Source organism: Rhodopirellula sp. UBA1907, assembly GCF_002337565.1.
Lineage (GTDB): Bacteria > Planctomycetota > Planctomycetia > Pirellulales > Pirellulaceae > Rhodopirellula > Rhodopirellula europaea.
This window is the reverse complement of record NZ_DDGH01000035.1, coordinates 39,217-54,747: the sequence shown is the minus strand read 5'-3', so window position 1 is coordinate 54,747 and position 15,531 is coordinate 39,217. Positions and strand designations below refer to the sequence as shown.

The 15,531-nt window shown below is 56.0% G+C and carries 13 protein-coding genes; 4 read left to right on the top strand and 9 right to left on the bottom strand.

Annotated elements, in window-relative coordinates; all coding sequences use genetic code 11:
- Window positions 1-14: 14 nt before the first annotated feature.
- Together B2R17_RS08200 and B2R17_RS08195 are read left to right on the top strand one after the other, a co-directional pair.
- A complete protein-coding gene (locus B2R17_RS08200) occupies window positions 15-1,385 on the top strand; it encodes a two-component system sensor histidine kinase NtrB (protein WP_286763593.1) in 1,371 nt (456 codons plus the stop codon).
- Window positions 1,361-2,722 carry a sigma-54-dependent transcriptional regulator gene (locus tag B2R17_RS08195; RefSeq protein ID WP_286763592.1) on the top strand — a complete coding sequence of 454 codons (1,362 nt, stop codon included), beginning with the start codon at window positions 1,361-1,363 and terminating at the stop codon, window positions 2,720-2,722. The genes B2R17_RS08200 and B2R17_RS08195 overlap by 25 nt, the downstream gene beginning before the upstream one ends.
- Before the next feature lie 123 nt (window positions 2,723-2,845).
- On the opposite strand, the gene B2R17_RS08190 is transcribed toward B2R17_RS08195, so the two are convergent.
- The 9 genes from B2R17_RS08190 to B2R17_RS08150 form a co-directional block, all read right to left on the bottom strand.
- A complete protein-coding gene (locus tag B2R17_RS08190) occupies window positions 2,846-3,322 on the bottom strand; it encodes a GtrA family protein (protein WP_286763591.1) in 477 nt (158 codons plus the stop codon).
- Window positions 3,312-4,265: a DUF1207 domain-containing protein gene (locus tag B2R17_RS08185; protein ID WP_286763590.1), complete on the bottom strand. Its 954-nt coding sequence runs from the start codon at window positions 4,263-4,265 to the stop codon at window positions 3,312-3,314. The genes B2R17_RS08190 and B2R17_RS08185 overlap by 11 nt, the downstream gene beginning before the upstream one ends.
- A gap of 6 nt (window positions 4,266-4,271) precedes the next feature.
- Window positions 4,272-6,017 carry an ArnT family glycosyltransferase gene (locus B2R17_RS08180; RefSeq protein ID WP_286763589.1) on the bottom strand — a complete coding sequence of 582 codons (1,746 nt, stop codon included), beginning with the start codon at window positions 6,015-6,017 and terminating at the stop codon, window positions 4,272-4,274.
- Between the two features lie 6 nt (window positions 6,018-6,023).
- The gene (locus B2R17_RS08175; RefSeq protein ID WP_286763588.1) at window positions 6,024-7,217 is read right to left on the bottom strand and encodes an LptF/LptG family permease; all 1,194 of its coding nucleotides are present in this window, start codon (window positions 7,215-7,217) and stop codon (window positions 6,024-6,026) included.
- Window positions 7,218-7,371: 154 nt separating this feature from the next.
- A complete protein-coding gene (locus tag B2R17_RS08170; RefSeq protein WP_286763587.1) occupies window positions 7,372-9,834 on the bottom strand; it encodes a glycosyltransferase in 2,463 nt (820 codons plus the stop codon).
- Between the two features lie 102 nt (window positions 9,835-9,936).
- Window positions 9,937-10,956, bottom strand: coding sequence for a metallophosphoesterase (locus tag B2R17_RS08165; protein WP_286763586.1), 1,020 nt, complete (start codon window positions 10,954-10,956; stop codon window positions 9,937-9,939).
- 96 nt (window positions 10,957-11,052) lie between these two features.
- Window positions 11,053-12,147, bottom strand: coding sequence for a M56 family metallopeptidase (locus tag B2R17_RS08160; RefSeq protein ID WP_286763585.1), 1,095 nt, complete (start codon window positions 12,145-12,147; stop codon window positions 11,053-11,055).
- Window positions 12,147-12,530, bottom strand: a complete 384-nt coding sequence (locus tag B2R17_RS08155; RefSeq protein WP_286763584.1) for a BlaI/MecI/CopY family transcriptional regulator — start codon at window positions 12,528-12,530, stop codon at window positions 12,147-12,149. The genes B2R17_RS08160 and B2R17_RS08155 overlap by 1 nt, the downstream gene beginning before the upstream one ends.
- 50 nt (window positions 12,531-12,580) lie before the next feature.
- Window positions 12,581-13,474, bottom strand: coding sequence for a DUF1559 domain-containing protein (locus B2R17_RS08150; RefSeq protein WP_286763583.1), 894 nt, complete (start codon window positions 13,472-13,474; stop codon window positions 12,581-12,583).
- 251 nt (window positions 13,475-13,725) lie between these two features.
- Between B2R17_RS08150 and B2R17_RS08145 the strand changes: the two genes are divergently transcribed.
- Both B2R17_RS08145 and B2R17_RS08140 read left to right on the top strand, forming a co-directional pair.
- Window positions 13,726-14,700, top strand: a complete 975-nt coding sequence (locus B2R17_RS08145) for a phosphatase PAP2 family protein (protein ID WP_286763582.1) — start codon at window positions 13,726-13,728, stop codon at window positions 14,698-14,700.
- Between the two features lie 224 nt (window positions 14,701-14,924).
- The gene (locus B2R17_RS08140) at window positions 14,925-15,515 is read left to right on the top strand and encodes an HNH endonuclease family protein (RefSeq protein ID WP_286763581.1); all 591 of its coding nucleotides are present in this window, start codon (window positions 14,925-14,927) and stop codon (window positions 15,513-15,515) included.
- Window positions 15,516-15,531: the final 16 nt, after the last annotated feature.

Here is a 15,531-nt window from a genome sequence, read left to right as displayed (position 1 = left end):
CCCAACCCACGTTCATGTTCAACGACCAAACCTCGCCCTTCATTAAGAACTATCGCTTTGCGGTGATTGGCCTTTCGTTGCTGAGCGCATCGGCGCTCGCGATCACGATTTGGATGCTGGTCGACTTCTTAAAAGAGCAAAACGCCGTCGATGAATTATTGCGGGATCTTCCCCGCGATTCGCAAGGTCCAGCAAAGTTCCTCGCCGACGAACTTCGCGGGCAATTTCGATTGCTGATCTTGGTCGTCATTAATGTGGTTGTTACCAGTATTGCGGTCATCCTGTTATGGCGAGCCTATCACGCGTCGCAAACATCGCTACGTGATGTGAAAGCGCTTGCTAGCGACGTGCTCAACGGATTGGACTTGGGTGTCATCACAACCAACGGCGACGCGATTGTCACCAGCATCAATCCGAGCGGGCTGGATATGCTCGATGCGACCCCAAACTGTATCGGAAAGCCGCTCAAGCAGTTTGAGGACGCGGCGTTGCAGCAATTTTGTGATGAGTGGGTGATTGATCGCTCGCCCGCGGTTGTCCGGGACTTCACCGTGAATCACGGAGGGCAAACTCGCCAACTCCGCGCCCATTTTCAATTACTTTGTGACCACGACGGGAACGAAGTCGGCAATGTATTGCAACTTCGTGATGTCACCGAGCGAGTTTTGATTGAACAACGCATGCGTCGCATGGAACGGTACATGGGCCTTGGTTCGTTGGCCGGCGGCTTGCATCACGAAATTAAAAATCCGCTCGCCGTCCTGTCATTGCACGCTCAACTCTTGGAAGAACAGCTCGAAGCCGACGGAACGTCCGACGACAATCGCCAAACCCTCGGCGTGATTCGCACCGAACTTGCTAGGATTGGCGGGGTGCTCGAGAGTTTTCGAGACTTCGCCTCCGTTGATTGCCTTGATTCGAGTGCCGTCGATCTGGTGGCAATGCTGCGACGCCAACTGGAACTGATCCGGCCTCAAGCGGAACAACAGAACGTGCTACTTGAACTCGACGCAGGCGACGATCCGGCGGTGGTGCAAGGCGATCAATCGCGACTCGAACAAACTTTTCTCAACTTCATCGTCAACGCCATCGAAGCGATGACCGACGGTGGCAAACTAGCTATCAAGATCAGACCTCACGACGAAGGCATTCGACTCAAATTTGCCGATAACGGACCTGGCATCCCATCCAGCCTGATCGACAAGATCCTCGATCCATACTTTACCACCAAGGACCGCGGCACCGGGTTGGGACTAGCGTTGTGCGAAAAAATCATTCGGCAACATCAAGGCAGTCTCGATTTTACTTCATCGCGATCTGGCACCACCCTTCAAGTCATCTTACCTTTGAACACCGAATCATGTTCGAACCTTTTCATCTGCTAATCGTCGATGACGAACCCAATATCCGATCGGGGCTTGCCAAGGGGTTGGCAAAAGCGGTTGATAAGATTGAAACGGCGTCATCCGTCAACGAAGCACTCGACAAGTTCGATGCGGGCAACTTTCAACTCGTGATCGCCGATGTCCGAATGCCGGGCGATCGTGACGGATTGGATTTGATTTCGCTGGTTAAACAACGCAAACCGGAAACGACGACCATCGTCATGACCGCTCATGGCACCATGGAAACGGCCGTGGACGCGATGCGCCGTGGCGCGTTCGATTTCATCAGCAAACCGGTCGACCTAAATCTGATTCGCGAGCAAGTCATCAAGGCGGTTGAACACCATCGGTTACTCGACGAAAACCACGAGCTGAAGGAGAAACTGGCGGCGGCCGGGGAAGTATCCGGAATCGTTGGCAACAGCCAAGCGGTGCAAGAGTTGTTGATTCAGATTCGACAAATTGGATCGACCGACGCGACGGTGATGATTCACGGCGAGAGCGGAACTGGGAAAGAACTGATCGCCCGAGCGATTCACGATCAAAGTAACCGCTCGGCCAACCGGTTTATCGCGGTGAATTTGGGAGCGCTTCCCGAATCTTTACTGGAAAGCGAACTGTTTGGTCACGAGCAAGGGGCGTTCACTGGCGCGTCGCGTCAGAAACCGGGTTGCTTTGAACAAGCGATCGGCGGAACGTTGTTCCTGGACGAAATCACCGAGATTCCAGCGAAGAGTCAGGTCGACCTACTGCGAGTTTTAGAAACGCAAACGTACACGCGGGTTGGTGGCGAATCCGAGTTGCGATCCGACGCCAGAATCGTATCGGCGACCAACCGAGACGTTTCGCAAATGTTGACCGACAGCACATTTCGCGAAGACCTGTACTACCGGCTAAACATCGTCCCCATCCACGTTCCACCGCTGCGTTCACGGCGAGGCGACGTTCCGCTGCTAGTCGAATTTTTTCTCGACCATTTTTGTCGGCGTCACAACCGCGAGATCAAGACCGTCCAGTCCGACGCCATGCGACAACTCGTCCACGCCCGCTGGCCCGGCAACGTGCGCCAGTTGCGGAACATAATTGAACGCATCGTCGTGACGTCCACCAATGACATGATCACCGCCGCAGACCTCCCCACCGAACTATCGAAAATCGAACCATCGTCGCCCGACAAAACCACCCGTACCCTCGCCGAAATCACCGAGTCGGCTGAGAAATCCGGCATTGAAAACTCGCTCGCCGCCAACGACCACCACCGCGAAGCGACCGCCAAATCGCTCTCCATCAGCGTCCGTACCCTGCACTATAAAATGAACAAGTACGACCTGCATTGAACCAGTGTCACGACATAGTCGAGGTCGCAAGTTGGATGTGTTTATCACCGACTTGTCTTGAAAGATTGACTCTTCCTCATCGTGATCACCGGCATCGGCCTAATCACGATCGGCACGGAGCTTTTAGCATCGGGGAAATGATCCCCGAAACACAAACATCTTTCTGATCGTATAGTTCAGCACGGTGGCCAAGCCGATGCAGCCGACGGCGGCTAGCAAACTGGGCGTGTTGAAAACGTTGATCACGAGACGTCCAAACTGCAGACCGCTGAAATAGCTTAGCAGTGAGACACTGAAGAAGAGAAACGCTTCGATGGTTGGGCGGTGGCGTCCTTGCTCGAATACCCATCGTGAATTGATCCAGTAGCTCACCGCGTTGGCGATGATGAACGCAACCGTCTTGTCGATCACGAAATGTCTTGATCTAACGATCTCGCTGATGCTGATGCTGTCACACGGTAGGACGAAGGTTTCCAGCAGGTGAAAGCCGAGAAGATCGACCAACGCCGTAAACGCACCGGCGATTAAGTAGCGAAGCCACTGGCGGTGCAACAGGTTCACGCCGTAACCGTCAATGCGAAGTGATGCGTTAGTAGTCAAACCAGACTCCCAATCCAAGGCACGACTCACGACGTTGAAAGAACGAGAATTGGCTTGTTGGGCCGTCACCGTACTGGGCACCAAATCGAATTCGACGTCCCGATTTCAAGCTTTGGAACGACCATCCCGCTTGCACCGTGGTGGAAACGTCGTAATCGACTGCTTCGCGAAAGTTCAAATTGACGGCTGCGAACGGAGCGCCTCTCCGCACGTTTTTCGCGATTGGCATGTACTCGGCTCCGGTCTGGAACTGATACCGCTTTGCTCCACCGGAAGCACGAAACGCGTTTGCAATCTCGCCGTACAGCCGCATGTCGTCACGCGGCCGATAGCTGCCGCCGACAATCCATGACTCGGTGACGTAGTTGATTCGTGTGAACGTCGGATTGCGGATCAAGTATTCGTCACCGACGTGCGAGCTGATGTGAAAGTACCCGAACTTCATTGCCCACGGACCTTCGGCCCACGACATTTCCGTTCCAAACCGATAATCCATTGACTCGACATCTTCGGCGTGCAATAGATCTAACCGAGTGATCACTGCCCCTTCCAAATCCCATTGCCAACCGGATGCACCGCGAGCTTCGCCGGTTCCGTAGCGGAGCAATCCGACGCGTCCACCAAGCGTTGCGTCCCAGAAAATGCCGTCCTTGTTGTCACCAAAGATGACAGTCGAGATGCGTGGCTCTTGCGGAGCGGCCAAGTACGATTGCCACAACAAACCGTCGGGGAGCAGATGCCATTGATCGTTTTCTGTCGTGCTGCCCAGGCAGGGATCGCAACCGTCAACGCTGAACGCGGCGATGTCGCCTGTTACGGAATTGCGAAAATCCGTTTGCTCGATAAGGTCGGCGTCATCCCAGACGAAACCGTCGTGAGCAATGGCAACGCCGCCAAGCGAAAGAACGAGAACGAGCATGCCACCCAAGTAAAACCAACTCATTTCCATCTAACGATTCACCTTCCCAGCCGACGCGACCGTCTCTTTGGCCTGCGTGATGCGTGTCGCTCGATAGACATGTTCGTGGCGAGGTGAAACTGTCAAACGATGCGTCGAAGCCAAAACCTCTCGCGTCCGTTCGATTCTCGCGTCATCGGTTACCAAAACAAAATCGCGTTGATTCGACGCGAAACCGACGAACTCGTCTTCCCACTCAATCGAAAACGCCACTGTCTGACGCTGCGATAACTGAAAGCTCGCCCCGTGCGGCTTTTCGCCAAAGAAAACGATCGCCGCATCGGCGTCATCTTTAGCGACTCGGCAAGTTTCAACGTAAACCGATCGTTCGGAAGAGATGGTGGGCAATAGAACCGTGGATGCGAACAATATCACACCAACTGAGACCATGGCCGTTCCCGCCCAAGCCAATCGGCCCGCCGCGATATCACGATTCCAATTCGCCAGCATGAAGGCCAACACGGCGACGCACCCGATTCCCACCATCACACTGACTGGCGAAACAGAACCCGCCAACCATGCGTCGACACCGACCATGGCTCCACAAGCCAAGATCAAAATCATGGTCGCTCGCCGCGGAAACGGAATCAAGTAGTTCGTGATTCGATCCGCCGCACCGCGCCGAAACACGGTTTGATCCAGCATCACGCCCATCGCCAAGCAGACTAGCGGGATCGCGGGCAAAATGTAGGTCGGCAATTTGCAACTGGCCGCCGAGAAGAACGCCAGGATCCAGACCGATCCACAAACCAAGAAGCCAAGATCCTTGGAACGCAGCGAGCGCTTGCGACCGGCCGAACTTGCCACGAACACACCCACCGAAGGCAACAACAACGACGCCGGAAACATTGCTGCGAACACGATGGGAATGTAGAACCAAAACGGCTGCTCGTGATTCGACCCTCTCATGAACCGTTGATAGTTGTGCTCCCAGAAAAAGTAGTCCACGAATTGCGAATTAAATTTGGCCACCGCGATGTACCACGGCACGCAAACGACCACCATCGGCACGACGAACGCGACCCAGTGCAGCACACGAGTTCGACTGTGATCGGCCCGCAACCAACCGCTGGCGATCAACGTCGGCGCGCACAGCACCAATGCCACTGGGCCTTTGGTCAACACTCCCAAAGCGCAGGCGACACCCGACACCATCCACCATACCGGGCGATGGCGTTGGCCTCGGACCGCGATGTAACCGGACAACAGGCAAAGGGTCGTGAGGAACGTCAACAACGAATCAAGAATTAAAAAGCGACCCGAGAGCACGAATCCGCCACACAAAGACAACGCCATGGCGCCCAACCAAGCCGATCGTCGCCCCACCACACGGCTACCCCAACCGAACACGAACAGAATCGTCGCCAGCGCCGACACCATTGACGGCAGTCGTGCCGCCGTTTCCGTCGTGCCGAATGCCCGAAACGACAATGCCGTCAACCAATACATCAATGGCGGTTTGTCCAGATAGGCCTTGCCGTCCAGGGTCGGCGTGACCCAATCGCGTGAGTCGATCATTTCGATTGCGATTTGCGCGTACCGTGTCTCATCAGGTTCGATCAACGGGTAAGCCAAGTTCGGAACGAGGACCACGCACGCGGCGGCAATCAGCGTCACCCATGCCACGCAACGTTGACGCCGCGACCAACCGCTGGCGGGGGAAACTGCCTGTTGCGCAGGCGCGGGGAAGTGATCGTCCCACACTTGTCGCATCTTCGCTTTGTAAGGAAACAACATGGGTGATCACGCGGGTTGATAGACAAGTCGTCGCATCATCAAGACGCTAACGAAGATAAACAGGAGGTTCGCGATCCAGACGCCTTGGGGAACTAATCGTCCGTCCTTGGCCATGTCCAGCGTCAACGCAAAGATCGGGTAGTAGATCAACACCGTCGGCAGAAACACGACGCCAAACGTTGTCATCGTGTCCGACGCCTTCATGCGGATCGCCAGCGGAATGCCGATCAACGACATTGCCAAGCAAGTGAACCCGCTGGCCCAACGGCGGTGCATTTCGGTGCCGATGCGGTGCAGTCGTTGGCGTCCGCCCGCAACGGCCGCCAGCCGAGAGTCTGATTCAGGACTACTGATTTCGTCGGTCCGCGACATCAGGATGCTGAATGCTGTGTGAACCGCGATCGCATTCTCGCTGCGACGAATATCGTCGCTTTGCCTCAGCGACGCGGTCGGCAAGTCTCGCATCGCCATGTGCGACGGATGCGCTTTCAGTAAATTGACTTCCGGCTTCATGCCGAGCGGAATCGCGTGCACAAAAGTTCCGGGGTTGTTAAAGGACGCCACGCCGCCCACGTCAGCCCGACTGTTGGTGATGCTAAGTTGCAAGCTCTCATCGTCCGCTTGATAGCTGAGCTGCGCCGTGTTCGCAGTAATCGTGATGGGCTCCGCTCCGGGTCGGCTGATCTTGATTTGCGGCTGCACCAGATCCCGTCCGCTGACATCACGCACCGACATGGAAAAACTGTCGTGCTGAAAGCTGTGGTCACGCTGTAGTTTGTTGTAGGCGATGTTTTCGACCGATGACAAAACAACTCGCTGCACGCCATGAAATCCCCAAGTGAATGCGATGTTGATCAGCCCGACGGTCGCGATACTTAGGGTGGCAGTCAACAGGACCGCAGGAATGATCGACGGCAGCAACGAGATACCGACCGACTGCATGGCAATAAATTCATTGTCGACCGACATGCGACCGTAAACGGTGCATACGCTGAACAGCGCCGTACCCGGTACCGCAAGCGACAGTGCATTAGGCAGAGAAAACGGAATTAGTCTCAAGACACCCACGGGCCCGAGTCCCTGATTGATCGCCTCGCGGGCGACACCGATGAACATCACCAGCATCGTGATCACGAACAGAGATACGAAGAACGTGACGAGGATGTCACGAGCGATCCGTCGTTGGATCGTCGTCAACATGTCAGTTCCCTTTGCTTTGCCAGTTCAGCATCCGTCGCCTCGCGAGCTTCCAAGGCATCGGCAAGCTGGCGAACGATGACAAGGTCACAGGGGACGCATCCGTCGCAGGGCCGGAAGCGGGGCTGCGAAGCGAGCAACCATCGCATGAGCCACTTCATCGCTTGGCTCTTTCGCTTGGAGCCACCGGCTTCGCCGCGATCTGCGTAGGGCTGGCGGTGTTGGTGGCTTGGAAAATCGTGGCGGGACCGCGTTGGCCGACTTCGGTGAGCTTGGCCGTCTTGGGCATTTGTTCGGCCAGCGCGCTGACGGTGATTCGATCGTCCACGATTAAGATCGCCTTGCCGGAATTCGACACGAAGTCGGCGAGACCCGTGTCGGCGACACTGTCGAAGTTCTGGATGTCGCTGCGGTCTAAGTAGAACGGAACTTCGGAAAACTCATGGTCGATCGTGGCGATTGGAGTTTGCTTGGTGACGGCGATTTGATCGGCGAGCGGTGAGGTGTCTCCGAACAGCGTTTGCGAGCGACTGTAAGCTGGCACCATTTGATGCATCACCATGATGGCGAATACGAACGCGACGCCAGCCGATGATGCCCACGCGACCTTGGCTTGATGCCGCTCTGCCATCAACAGCAGCGATATCATCAACAGCATCGCCCAGAACATCGCCCAGCCGAACAACGACAAGCTAGTCGCTTCGGTCCAGACAATCACGAACAGCACGAACGAAACGCCGGCAAAGCAGGTTGTCGCGGTCGCCGTGCGAGCGGACCAGAATCGGGCGAACAAGTATTCGGTCGGGTTGGCAGCGTCTTTGAGCACTTCGTTAAGGTAGTGCCCGATCATTAGCGCAAACGCCGGCGCGGCGGGCAACAGGTAGGTCGGCAACTTGCAGGCGGAGAGTGAAAAGAACACGAAGCACCAGACGCTCCAAAGCAACAGGTAGCCTACCGCTGGCGGTCGTTTGGTTCTTGCCGATTCGCCGCGGCCGAGCAAGAATTTGGCGTAGGGAATGGTCAGGAACGACCACGGGTGACCGGCAATCAACAACACCGGAACGAAGAACCAGATCGGTTTGGGATGAAACTCGCCAGCGAATCGAGCGACGTTGTGCCTGTAGAAGAACTCGACCAGAAACGTCGGATCTTGCTGGTGTACCAGTACGAACCAAGGGACGGTAATCACCGCCGCGATGCTGCCAAGCAGGCCGTAATGCCACCACCGGATCTTTGCGTGAGCTTCCGACAGCCAAGCGAACGCAAAAACCGGCGGCAGCCAAAGCACGATCGCGATTGGGCCTTTGGTCAAGAATGCGAGTCCGATGCAAACGGCCGATGCGATCCACCAGCCGAGATGCAATCGTCGTGATCGGACTGCTTCATATGCAGTAAACAACGAGAGCGACACGAACAGCGACAACACACCGTCGAGCAACAAGTACCGACTCGTGAACGCGAAACCGACCGACAGGAACAACACAATTCCGGCAAGCATTCCAGTGCGTTGCCCAAAAATTCGCGATCCGAAGAACATAGTCGACGCGAGTGTGCCCAGCGCTGCCAGTGCCGGTACAAGTCTTGCCGATGCTTCGCCAATTCCGAACAGTTTGAAACTGACCGCACACAACCAATACAGCAGCGGCGGTTTGTCGTAGTAGGTTTGAAAATTCAGTTGCGGCAGAATCCAATTCCCCGTCGCGATCATCTCGCGAGGGATCTCGGCGTAGCGAGTTTCGTCTCTGTCAATTAGCGGATATCCGAGATTGGTCAGCATGAAGACGGCTGCGACTAGCAGTAAGCCGAATTTAAGTAGCGGAAGTCGCCTAGACTTTCGGTCGCCCGCATTCGCCGCAGGAGTTTCGAAACTGTTGACGAGTTGCGTTTCGGGTTGTGTTGTCGCTGCAACCGGAAACTGCACCTCGTTCCACCAGTACCTGACCAGCGCCGTCAGCACCTTCGGGATATGTCCAACCGACACGGTACTCTCACCCAACGTTCGCGGACGGTGCGACACGCCGACTTCGCAAACGGTGCAACCGAGTTGCCGAGCCTGCACCAGCATCTCGGAATTGACCAAGAATCCGTTGCCGGTAATTCGCAGCTTCTTCGCTACGTCACGGTCGAACATCTTCAGAGCACAATCCACGTCCCGAACGCCCGTGCCCAGCAACAAGCGAACGAGCAGGTTGTAGACCTTCGAGTACAAACAACGCAGCGGCGTGTCTTTACGGTCGATGCGGTATCCGCAGACGATGTCATAGCGACTGGACAGCAACACGAAACGATCCAGTTCCGTCAAATCGAACTGACAATCCGCGTCGGTGAAAACCACGAACGATTTCTCCGCCGCCGCAAAGCCCGAGCGGATCGCAGCACCGTAACCTCGGTTGGGCGAATGCTGCACCATGCGAACGCGATCGTTGCTGGCTGATAACTCGCGAACGATCTTCGCGGTGTCATCGGTACTTCCGTCATCGACGACAATCACTTCGTAGTCGTCGGCGACTTGCGAAAGAGCCGCGTCGGCCTCGGCCACAGCTGTCGCAATCACTTCGGATTCGTTCCACGCCGGTAGAATCAGTGAGATAGATCGTGGGTGTTGTTTTGCGTCGTGCATCCTTGCACTTCCTTGATACGATTGTCTTAGTAGTTCGTTCGGTGTTATGATTACGGATTGTCGGTACTTCCTCGCAACGCCAACTCGTAACATTTTAGTAGTTCACGGCAAAACGGAAGCGGCTAGGGACTCGCCTGCTTGCTTGCCCTTTGACTTCGGGACGCGGTGCGTAAAGAGTCGCTCTTCGGTGTCGTAGTACGAAAGCGAAAGTCCATTTTCATCGACCAGTAACCAGCAAAAGCCGGCGGTGGCTTCGGCGAACACGGTTTCGTCGATCCACGACGTGCTGCGGAGTTTTGAGCCCGCTCCGCTGACGACTTGCAACCAACCGGCGTCGAATTGCAGCAACTGCAAATCGTGGTCGTGGCCGGCCAGGTACACATCGACACCGAATTCCTCAAACACCGGTGGCAGGACTCGGCCAATTCGCTCGGCGACTTCATGTTGTCCACCGGTCATGGCCGGATGGTGACCAACGACCAACTTGTAATCGGCATTGCTGGTGGACAGGTTGTAACGGAACCAACTCATTTGCTCGTCGGCCTCAGCCGAATCGGTCATCATGGTGTTGGTATCGAGCACAAAAATGTCGATCGCTTGATCGCCGGCCGTTTCCCGTGTCTTGAAGTAGCGGGCCGGCATCTTCCATCGCTTGCTACGGTCCGTGTATTGCACCTGTGCGTCCGCGTCGCCGTGAACGTCGTGGTTGCCCAAGCAAACATAGAATGGCATGTCGAACGAGTCGGCGTCGAACAACGATTCAAAATCGCTGTCGAAACGCGGATCGTCGACGGAATCGACGCCGCGTTCGTAGAAGTTGTCGCCCAGCAACATTGCTGCGTCCGGCCGCGACCATGCGGCGTGCTTCCGCATGGCTTCGACGACGGCCGATCGTCGAAAGGTGTCTTTGCCGGTGTCGCCAACGACCAGCATGCTGAACCCGCTGCGACTACCAACGGGCTTGGGTTCGATTCCGGCATCGAATGCACGACGCCCCCGCGTTACGATGATCCATTGATTGTGAGCGGCGACGCGGTAGCCGACGTAGCCCAACGGCGCGAGCAGCGAAGTCATAAAGGCTCGCCGAGTCCATCGTGAGGCGAGTGGTTGTCTGCGATCCATTCCACTATTTCTTTAGGAGTTGGGTCCAAGAAACAACCCGATGCGTCAGCGAGGACCTTGATCGGCCAAGTCTTCGTTGACGCGCCGGGTTGGCGGTCAATCGTCGTCGTACAGCAATTCGTGCATCTGCACGCGATCCTCGAACAATTCAAAGTCGCGGACTTGCACGCCGGCTTCATGCAATGCGCTCGCCGTCCACGTCGGCCAAGGAGACCAATCGCTTCGCCTCGACGCCATCGCGTTGGTGGGCAACCAGACTTGTTGAATTAGCACGGCACCCAGCAGCAAAACCGCCATCGCCGCGATCCCGCGCCAGCGAGATTCCGGCGGGTTGCCTTCGGCCAATTCGACCAAACGATTGCTTCGACGAACAAGAGCACTGGGCTGGTTGCCGAACGCCAACGTTCCCTTCGGAACTTCGGTACACGACACACTGCCGCAACGCTCGGCGACCTTGGCCAGTGTTCGCAGATAAGCCCCGAACTTGCCGGCGGTCTTGGCGGCCACTTCGTCGCACAGATACTCGCGGGTCAGTTCCGCGTCGCGCGCCGCCATCCAAACCATCGGATGAAACCAGAATACGGTTGAGCAGACGCCTTGCAAGAAGTGCTGCATCGGGTGCTGGGTTCGCAGGTGTTCGACTTCGTGCAGCAGAACATGCCGCAGCGTCGCGTCATCGTCGGCTAGCAAAAACGCGGGCAATACGATGACCGGACGATGCAACTGCCAACAAAACGGCCCTTGGATTCGACCGGAGGTCAGAATGGAGAGATTTTCGTCGGCTAGTGATTTCACGCCAGTCCGTTTCAACAATGCTTCGGCGTCGACCGATTCACAGTGCGTTTTCAAAAACCGCAGCAAACCAACGCACAGCGTCACCCGCCTCAGCACCGACAACGCAGCACCGACGGCCCAAACGCTGGCCAGTGCGATCGCGATTCGAGTTTGCAAAACGACAAGACTGAGCATGGATTCGCGAGACCGGTCGCCGGGGAAATCGAACAATCGACGATGCGGCAACAACAATCCGGCGGCGACCAATCCGATCACGCAAACGAAACAGATCGTCCACAGCCGACACTGCGACCGCGCATCGGCGATCCAGCGTTGCAGGATCAGCGTCGCTGCAATGATCACGGTGATTTGCAAACACAGTGTGCAGCCGACTTCAAAGGCGAACCGGGAATCCACTACGAGTCTCCGAGTTTGTCGGCGGCTTTCTTGACGGCCTCGATGTCTTCGGCAGACACCGTATCAGATTGTAGGAGACTCAAAACCAACGACCGCGTCGATCCGCCGAACAACTGATCGGCGAGCGATTTAATCATGCCCTCCCGGACTTGCTTTTGCGACACTTTCGGTTTGTATGTGAACGCTCGACCAATCTTCGTTCCCCGACGGACGATCTTTTTGTCTTCCAGAATCTTCATCGTCGTCAGCACGGTCGTATACGCCAAGTCACGGTCGATGGACTCGACCACTTCACCTACCGTAACACTGCCCTTGTCCCAGACCACCTCCATAACTTCGGCTTCGCACTTGGTCAGTTCGACGAGCTTTTTTGATCGTGGCATGGACTGAAGTTTAAAATGTGAAGAGTAAAAGAGCGAAGACTGAAATGAGTTTAATTAGTGGCGGATTCGCGAAGCTGTGACCATTGATGATACAAACGCAAATCTACGTCTTCGGTGACGAACGACACGTGGCCGTCGCCCCACAGGAAATTGGCTCCGCCGGGGTGACGGCTTGAGTAGTCGCATTCATCGGCAAGGGGATTGTTGATGCCTTCGAGGCTGGAACCGACCAAGCGGGCCGCCGCGTCCTCGCCCGCAAGACTGACGCCGATCCACGTCGAGGGAACTTGGGCCATCGTGCGTTCGCCGGCTATCAAAGTGTTCGATAGACCACGCTGAAAATCGCGAAAGCGGCGGGACTTGTTTTCAATGAACGCGCCGTCGCCGATCGGAGCAGGAATCTCATCATCGGCCTCGATTGTGCCGAACATGGCGACGTAGTTGACAGTTGGCAGACGCATCAATGCCACCGGTTCGGCGGTAGCACTGAAAGCCGCCGCCATCGACGGCGGTCCTTCGTCCTCATCATCGTCTTCGTGATTTTCGAACAATGTGAACATCGGCTCAGTGATGTCGGACGGACACAGCATTGTGGCCAGCGACATTTCGCGAGCCTTGTTGTGTCGCGGATCACTCAGCGGCAGCTTGATGTTTACTTGACCGGCCAGTGCGGGCTGTTCCAAATACGGCAACAACGGCACGACCCATCCGTACGCCGAAGACTCGGTAGGGTCGAACGTCCAACCGGCCGGCAACTTGTTCTTGGCCGCGTGATGATTGTGCATAGCCAAACCAACTTCACGCAGATGACTGGTGCATTGGACTCTTCGAACGGTCTCGCGAGCGGTTCCCAGAGCGGGCAGCAGCAGTCCAGCGAGGATGCCGATAATCGATATCACGACGAGCAATTCAAGCACGGTGAAGCCGGCCCGCCGAGTGGTCATTGAAGCGTCGAGTGGCCGACGAGAAGGTTGTGTGTTCATCTTGATGGGACCACGTCCGTGTGGGGTGAATGGTTGAATGATACGAATTGCTTAGTTTTTTAGCAAGCCCGGTTTAGCCGTTATCAAATGGACTTGCGATGACAACTAATGAGTTCGTAGTAAAGCGTCTTACACCGCACTAACCCGACGCGTCCGTGAGGACCGTGCCAAGGCTGGTTTCGCGCAGGCGTCAGGTTGAATTTGGAATCTGCATGAATCGCACCGCTCTCTTGTTCGCCCTATTTGCTTGGATGATAACAACGCCGAGTTCGGCGGAAGATCACTTCAGCGCAGTGCCCCCCGCCGACCCGGTTGGTTTCGCTTCCCAGCACTTGGGAGGAAAATGTCACGCCGGTCACATTCGATCTCGCCCCCAACAACTTGGTCCCGCGGACTGCGACGACATCTTTGATCAGTACTTGCTTGAAAGCCAAGCGTCAGCAGCGAAACGCCCCATCGTCGTTGATCGCGGCACGCTTTGGCAACGCATCAAGTCGGATCACAGTAATTACTACGACGTTCATTCGTTCAAGCTCCTCGCCGGCGGATTTTTGATTGGTGCCGCCGTTGCCAATACGCAGTTAGATCAGCAACTACAGGACCATTTTCAAGGCAGTGTTCGCGGTGCGACCAGTGACGATTGGTTTGAGGGTCTGCATGGTAGTAAGGAACTCGGCAATGGTCGCTACACGTTGCCGATCTACGCGACCGCATGGGCGGTCGGAGCTTATTTCGACAAGACACACGTGCTAGTAACGACCGGACGTTGGGGCGAGCGTTCATTGCGTTCATTCTTAGTCGGTGCGCCGCCCATGATCTCGGCTCAGCGCCTGACGGGTGGTTCGCGGCCGGGAGAAAAAGACCGTGGTTCGCGTTGGCTTCCCTTTCAAGACAACAACGGTATCAGCGGCCACGCCTTCATGTCGTCGCTGCCGTTCATCAACGCGGCCAAGATGACGGACCGACGTTGGCTCAAAGCCACTTTCTACGCCGGATCGCTTCTCGGACCTTTGTCGCGAGTCAACGACGACGATCACTACCCATCCCAAGTCGCACTAGGCTGGTGGATGGCCTATGTCGCCGCCACCGCGATCGACCGAACCGAAATGGCGGGCGGCAACATGCAGGTCTATCCCTACATAGCCGCGAGCGGTGGCGCAGGCGGTCTATTTGAGCTTCGATACTAAGGTCGCGCAGCAAAATGGATCGAATGAACGATCCGACAGCCTCGAAATCCGCTGCCATCTATGCCTGCCAGTCGCGAGGTGGCAGAGTGGAATTGATACCTTACGAAGTCCAAGTCGACGTATGCTAATCGGCCGTTGATGCACGAGGTTGGCATGTGGCAGGTTCTTTCATCGATTAAACAGAATCCAGCGATACGCTGGACCGCCAAGCGACGAAATAATTGTTGGCCGGCGTAAAAGCCAAAACGATCACGCGTTTAGTCGTTGATCGTCTTGACCGCTTGACTCGTCGGCTCGTTGAACTGTTGTCGGAATTGGAACGTGATCCAGGCAATGCAAAACTGAACAGCATTGAACTACGTGCCGATGAAAAGAGCGAGTTCAAAGATGTTCTTTCTGGTGAGATCTACACGCTTTCCCCATCTCGTCGAAGCTACATAATCCTTCGCACGGATTGCTTCTTGTCTGATTCGGCGGCGGAGTACGACCGCAACCTTTTGACGCTCGAACACGTGCCGCCACAGACGGTCAAGCCCAGCAGTCCGTGGGAACAGTGGTGGCCGGATGAGAAGCAGCGCCGCTATTGGGTTCACCGACTGGCCAACCTCGCTCCTTTGAATCGACGTCGCAACTCGAAGGCGAGTAATTACGACTTCGAGAAAAAGAAGTCGGCGTATTTCAAAGGGAAAGACGGGGTTGCGTCCTTCATTATGACCACGCAGGTTGTGCCAAACACCAAGTGGGACGAGTCGGTAGTCGCGAGTCGCCAGAACGATCTACTTGAACTGCTTGTGGACCGATGGGAGTTGAACTGATCGGACTTGTCTGGTG

Excerpts from the sequence above, each read along its gene's own strand:
- B2R17_RS08200 (WP_286763593.1), top strand. The coding sequence starts at position 15 with ATGTTCAACGACCAAACCTCGCCCTTCATTAAGAACTATCGCTTTGCG.
- B2R17_RS08195 (WP_286763592.1), top strand. The coding sequence starts at position 1,361 with ATGTTCGAACCTTTTCATCTGCTAATCGTCGATGACGAACCCAATATC.
- B2R17_RS08185 (WP_286763590.1), bottom strand. The coding sequence starts at position 4,265 with ATGAGTTGGTTTTACTTGGGTGGCATGCTCGTTCTCGTTCTTTCGCTT.
- B2R17_RS08180 (WP_286763589.1), bottom strand. The coding sequence starts at position 6,017 with ATGTTGTTTCCTTACAAAGCGAAGATGCGACAAGTGTGGGACGATCAC.
- B2R17_RS08175 (WP_286763588.1), bottom strand. The coding sequence starts at position 7,217 with ATGTTGACGACGATCCAACGACGGATCGCTCGTGACATCCTCGTCACG.
- B2R17_RS08170 (WP_286763587.1), bottom strand. The coding sequence starts at position 9,834 with ATGCACGACGCAAAACAACACCCACGATCTATCTCACTGATTCTACCG.
- B2R17_RS08165 (WP_286763586.1), bottom strand. The coding sequence starts at position 10,956 with ATGGATCGCAGACAACCACTCGCCTCACGATGGACTCGGCGAGCCTTT.
- B2R17_RS08155 (WP_286763584.1), bottom strand. The coding sequence starts at position 12,530 with ATGCCACGATCAAAAAAGCTCGTCGAACTGACCAAGTGCGAAGCCGAA.
- B2R17_RS08150 (WP_286763583.1), bottom strand. The coding sequence starts at position 13,474 with ATGACCACTCGGCGGGCCGGCTTCACCGTGCTTGAATTGCTCGTCGTG.
- B2R17_RS08145 (WP_286763582.1), top strand. The coding sequence starts at position 13,726 with ATGAATCGCACCGCTCTCTTGTTCGCCCTATTTGCTTGGATGATAACA.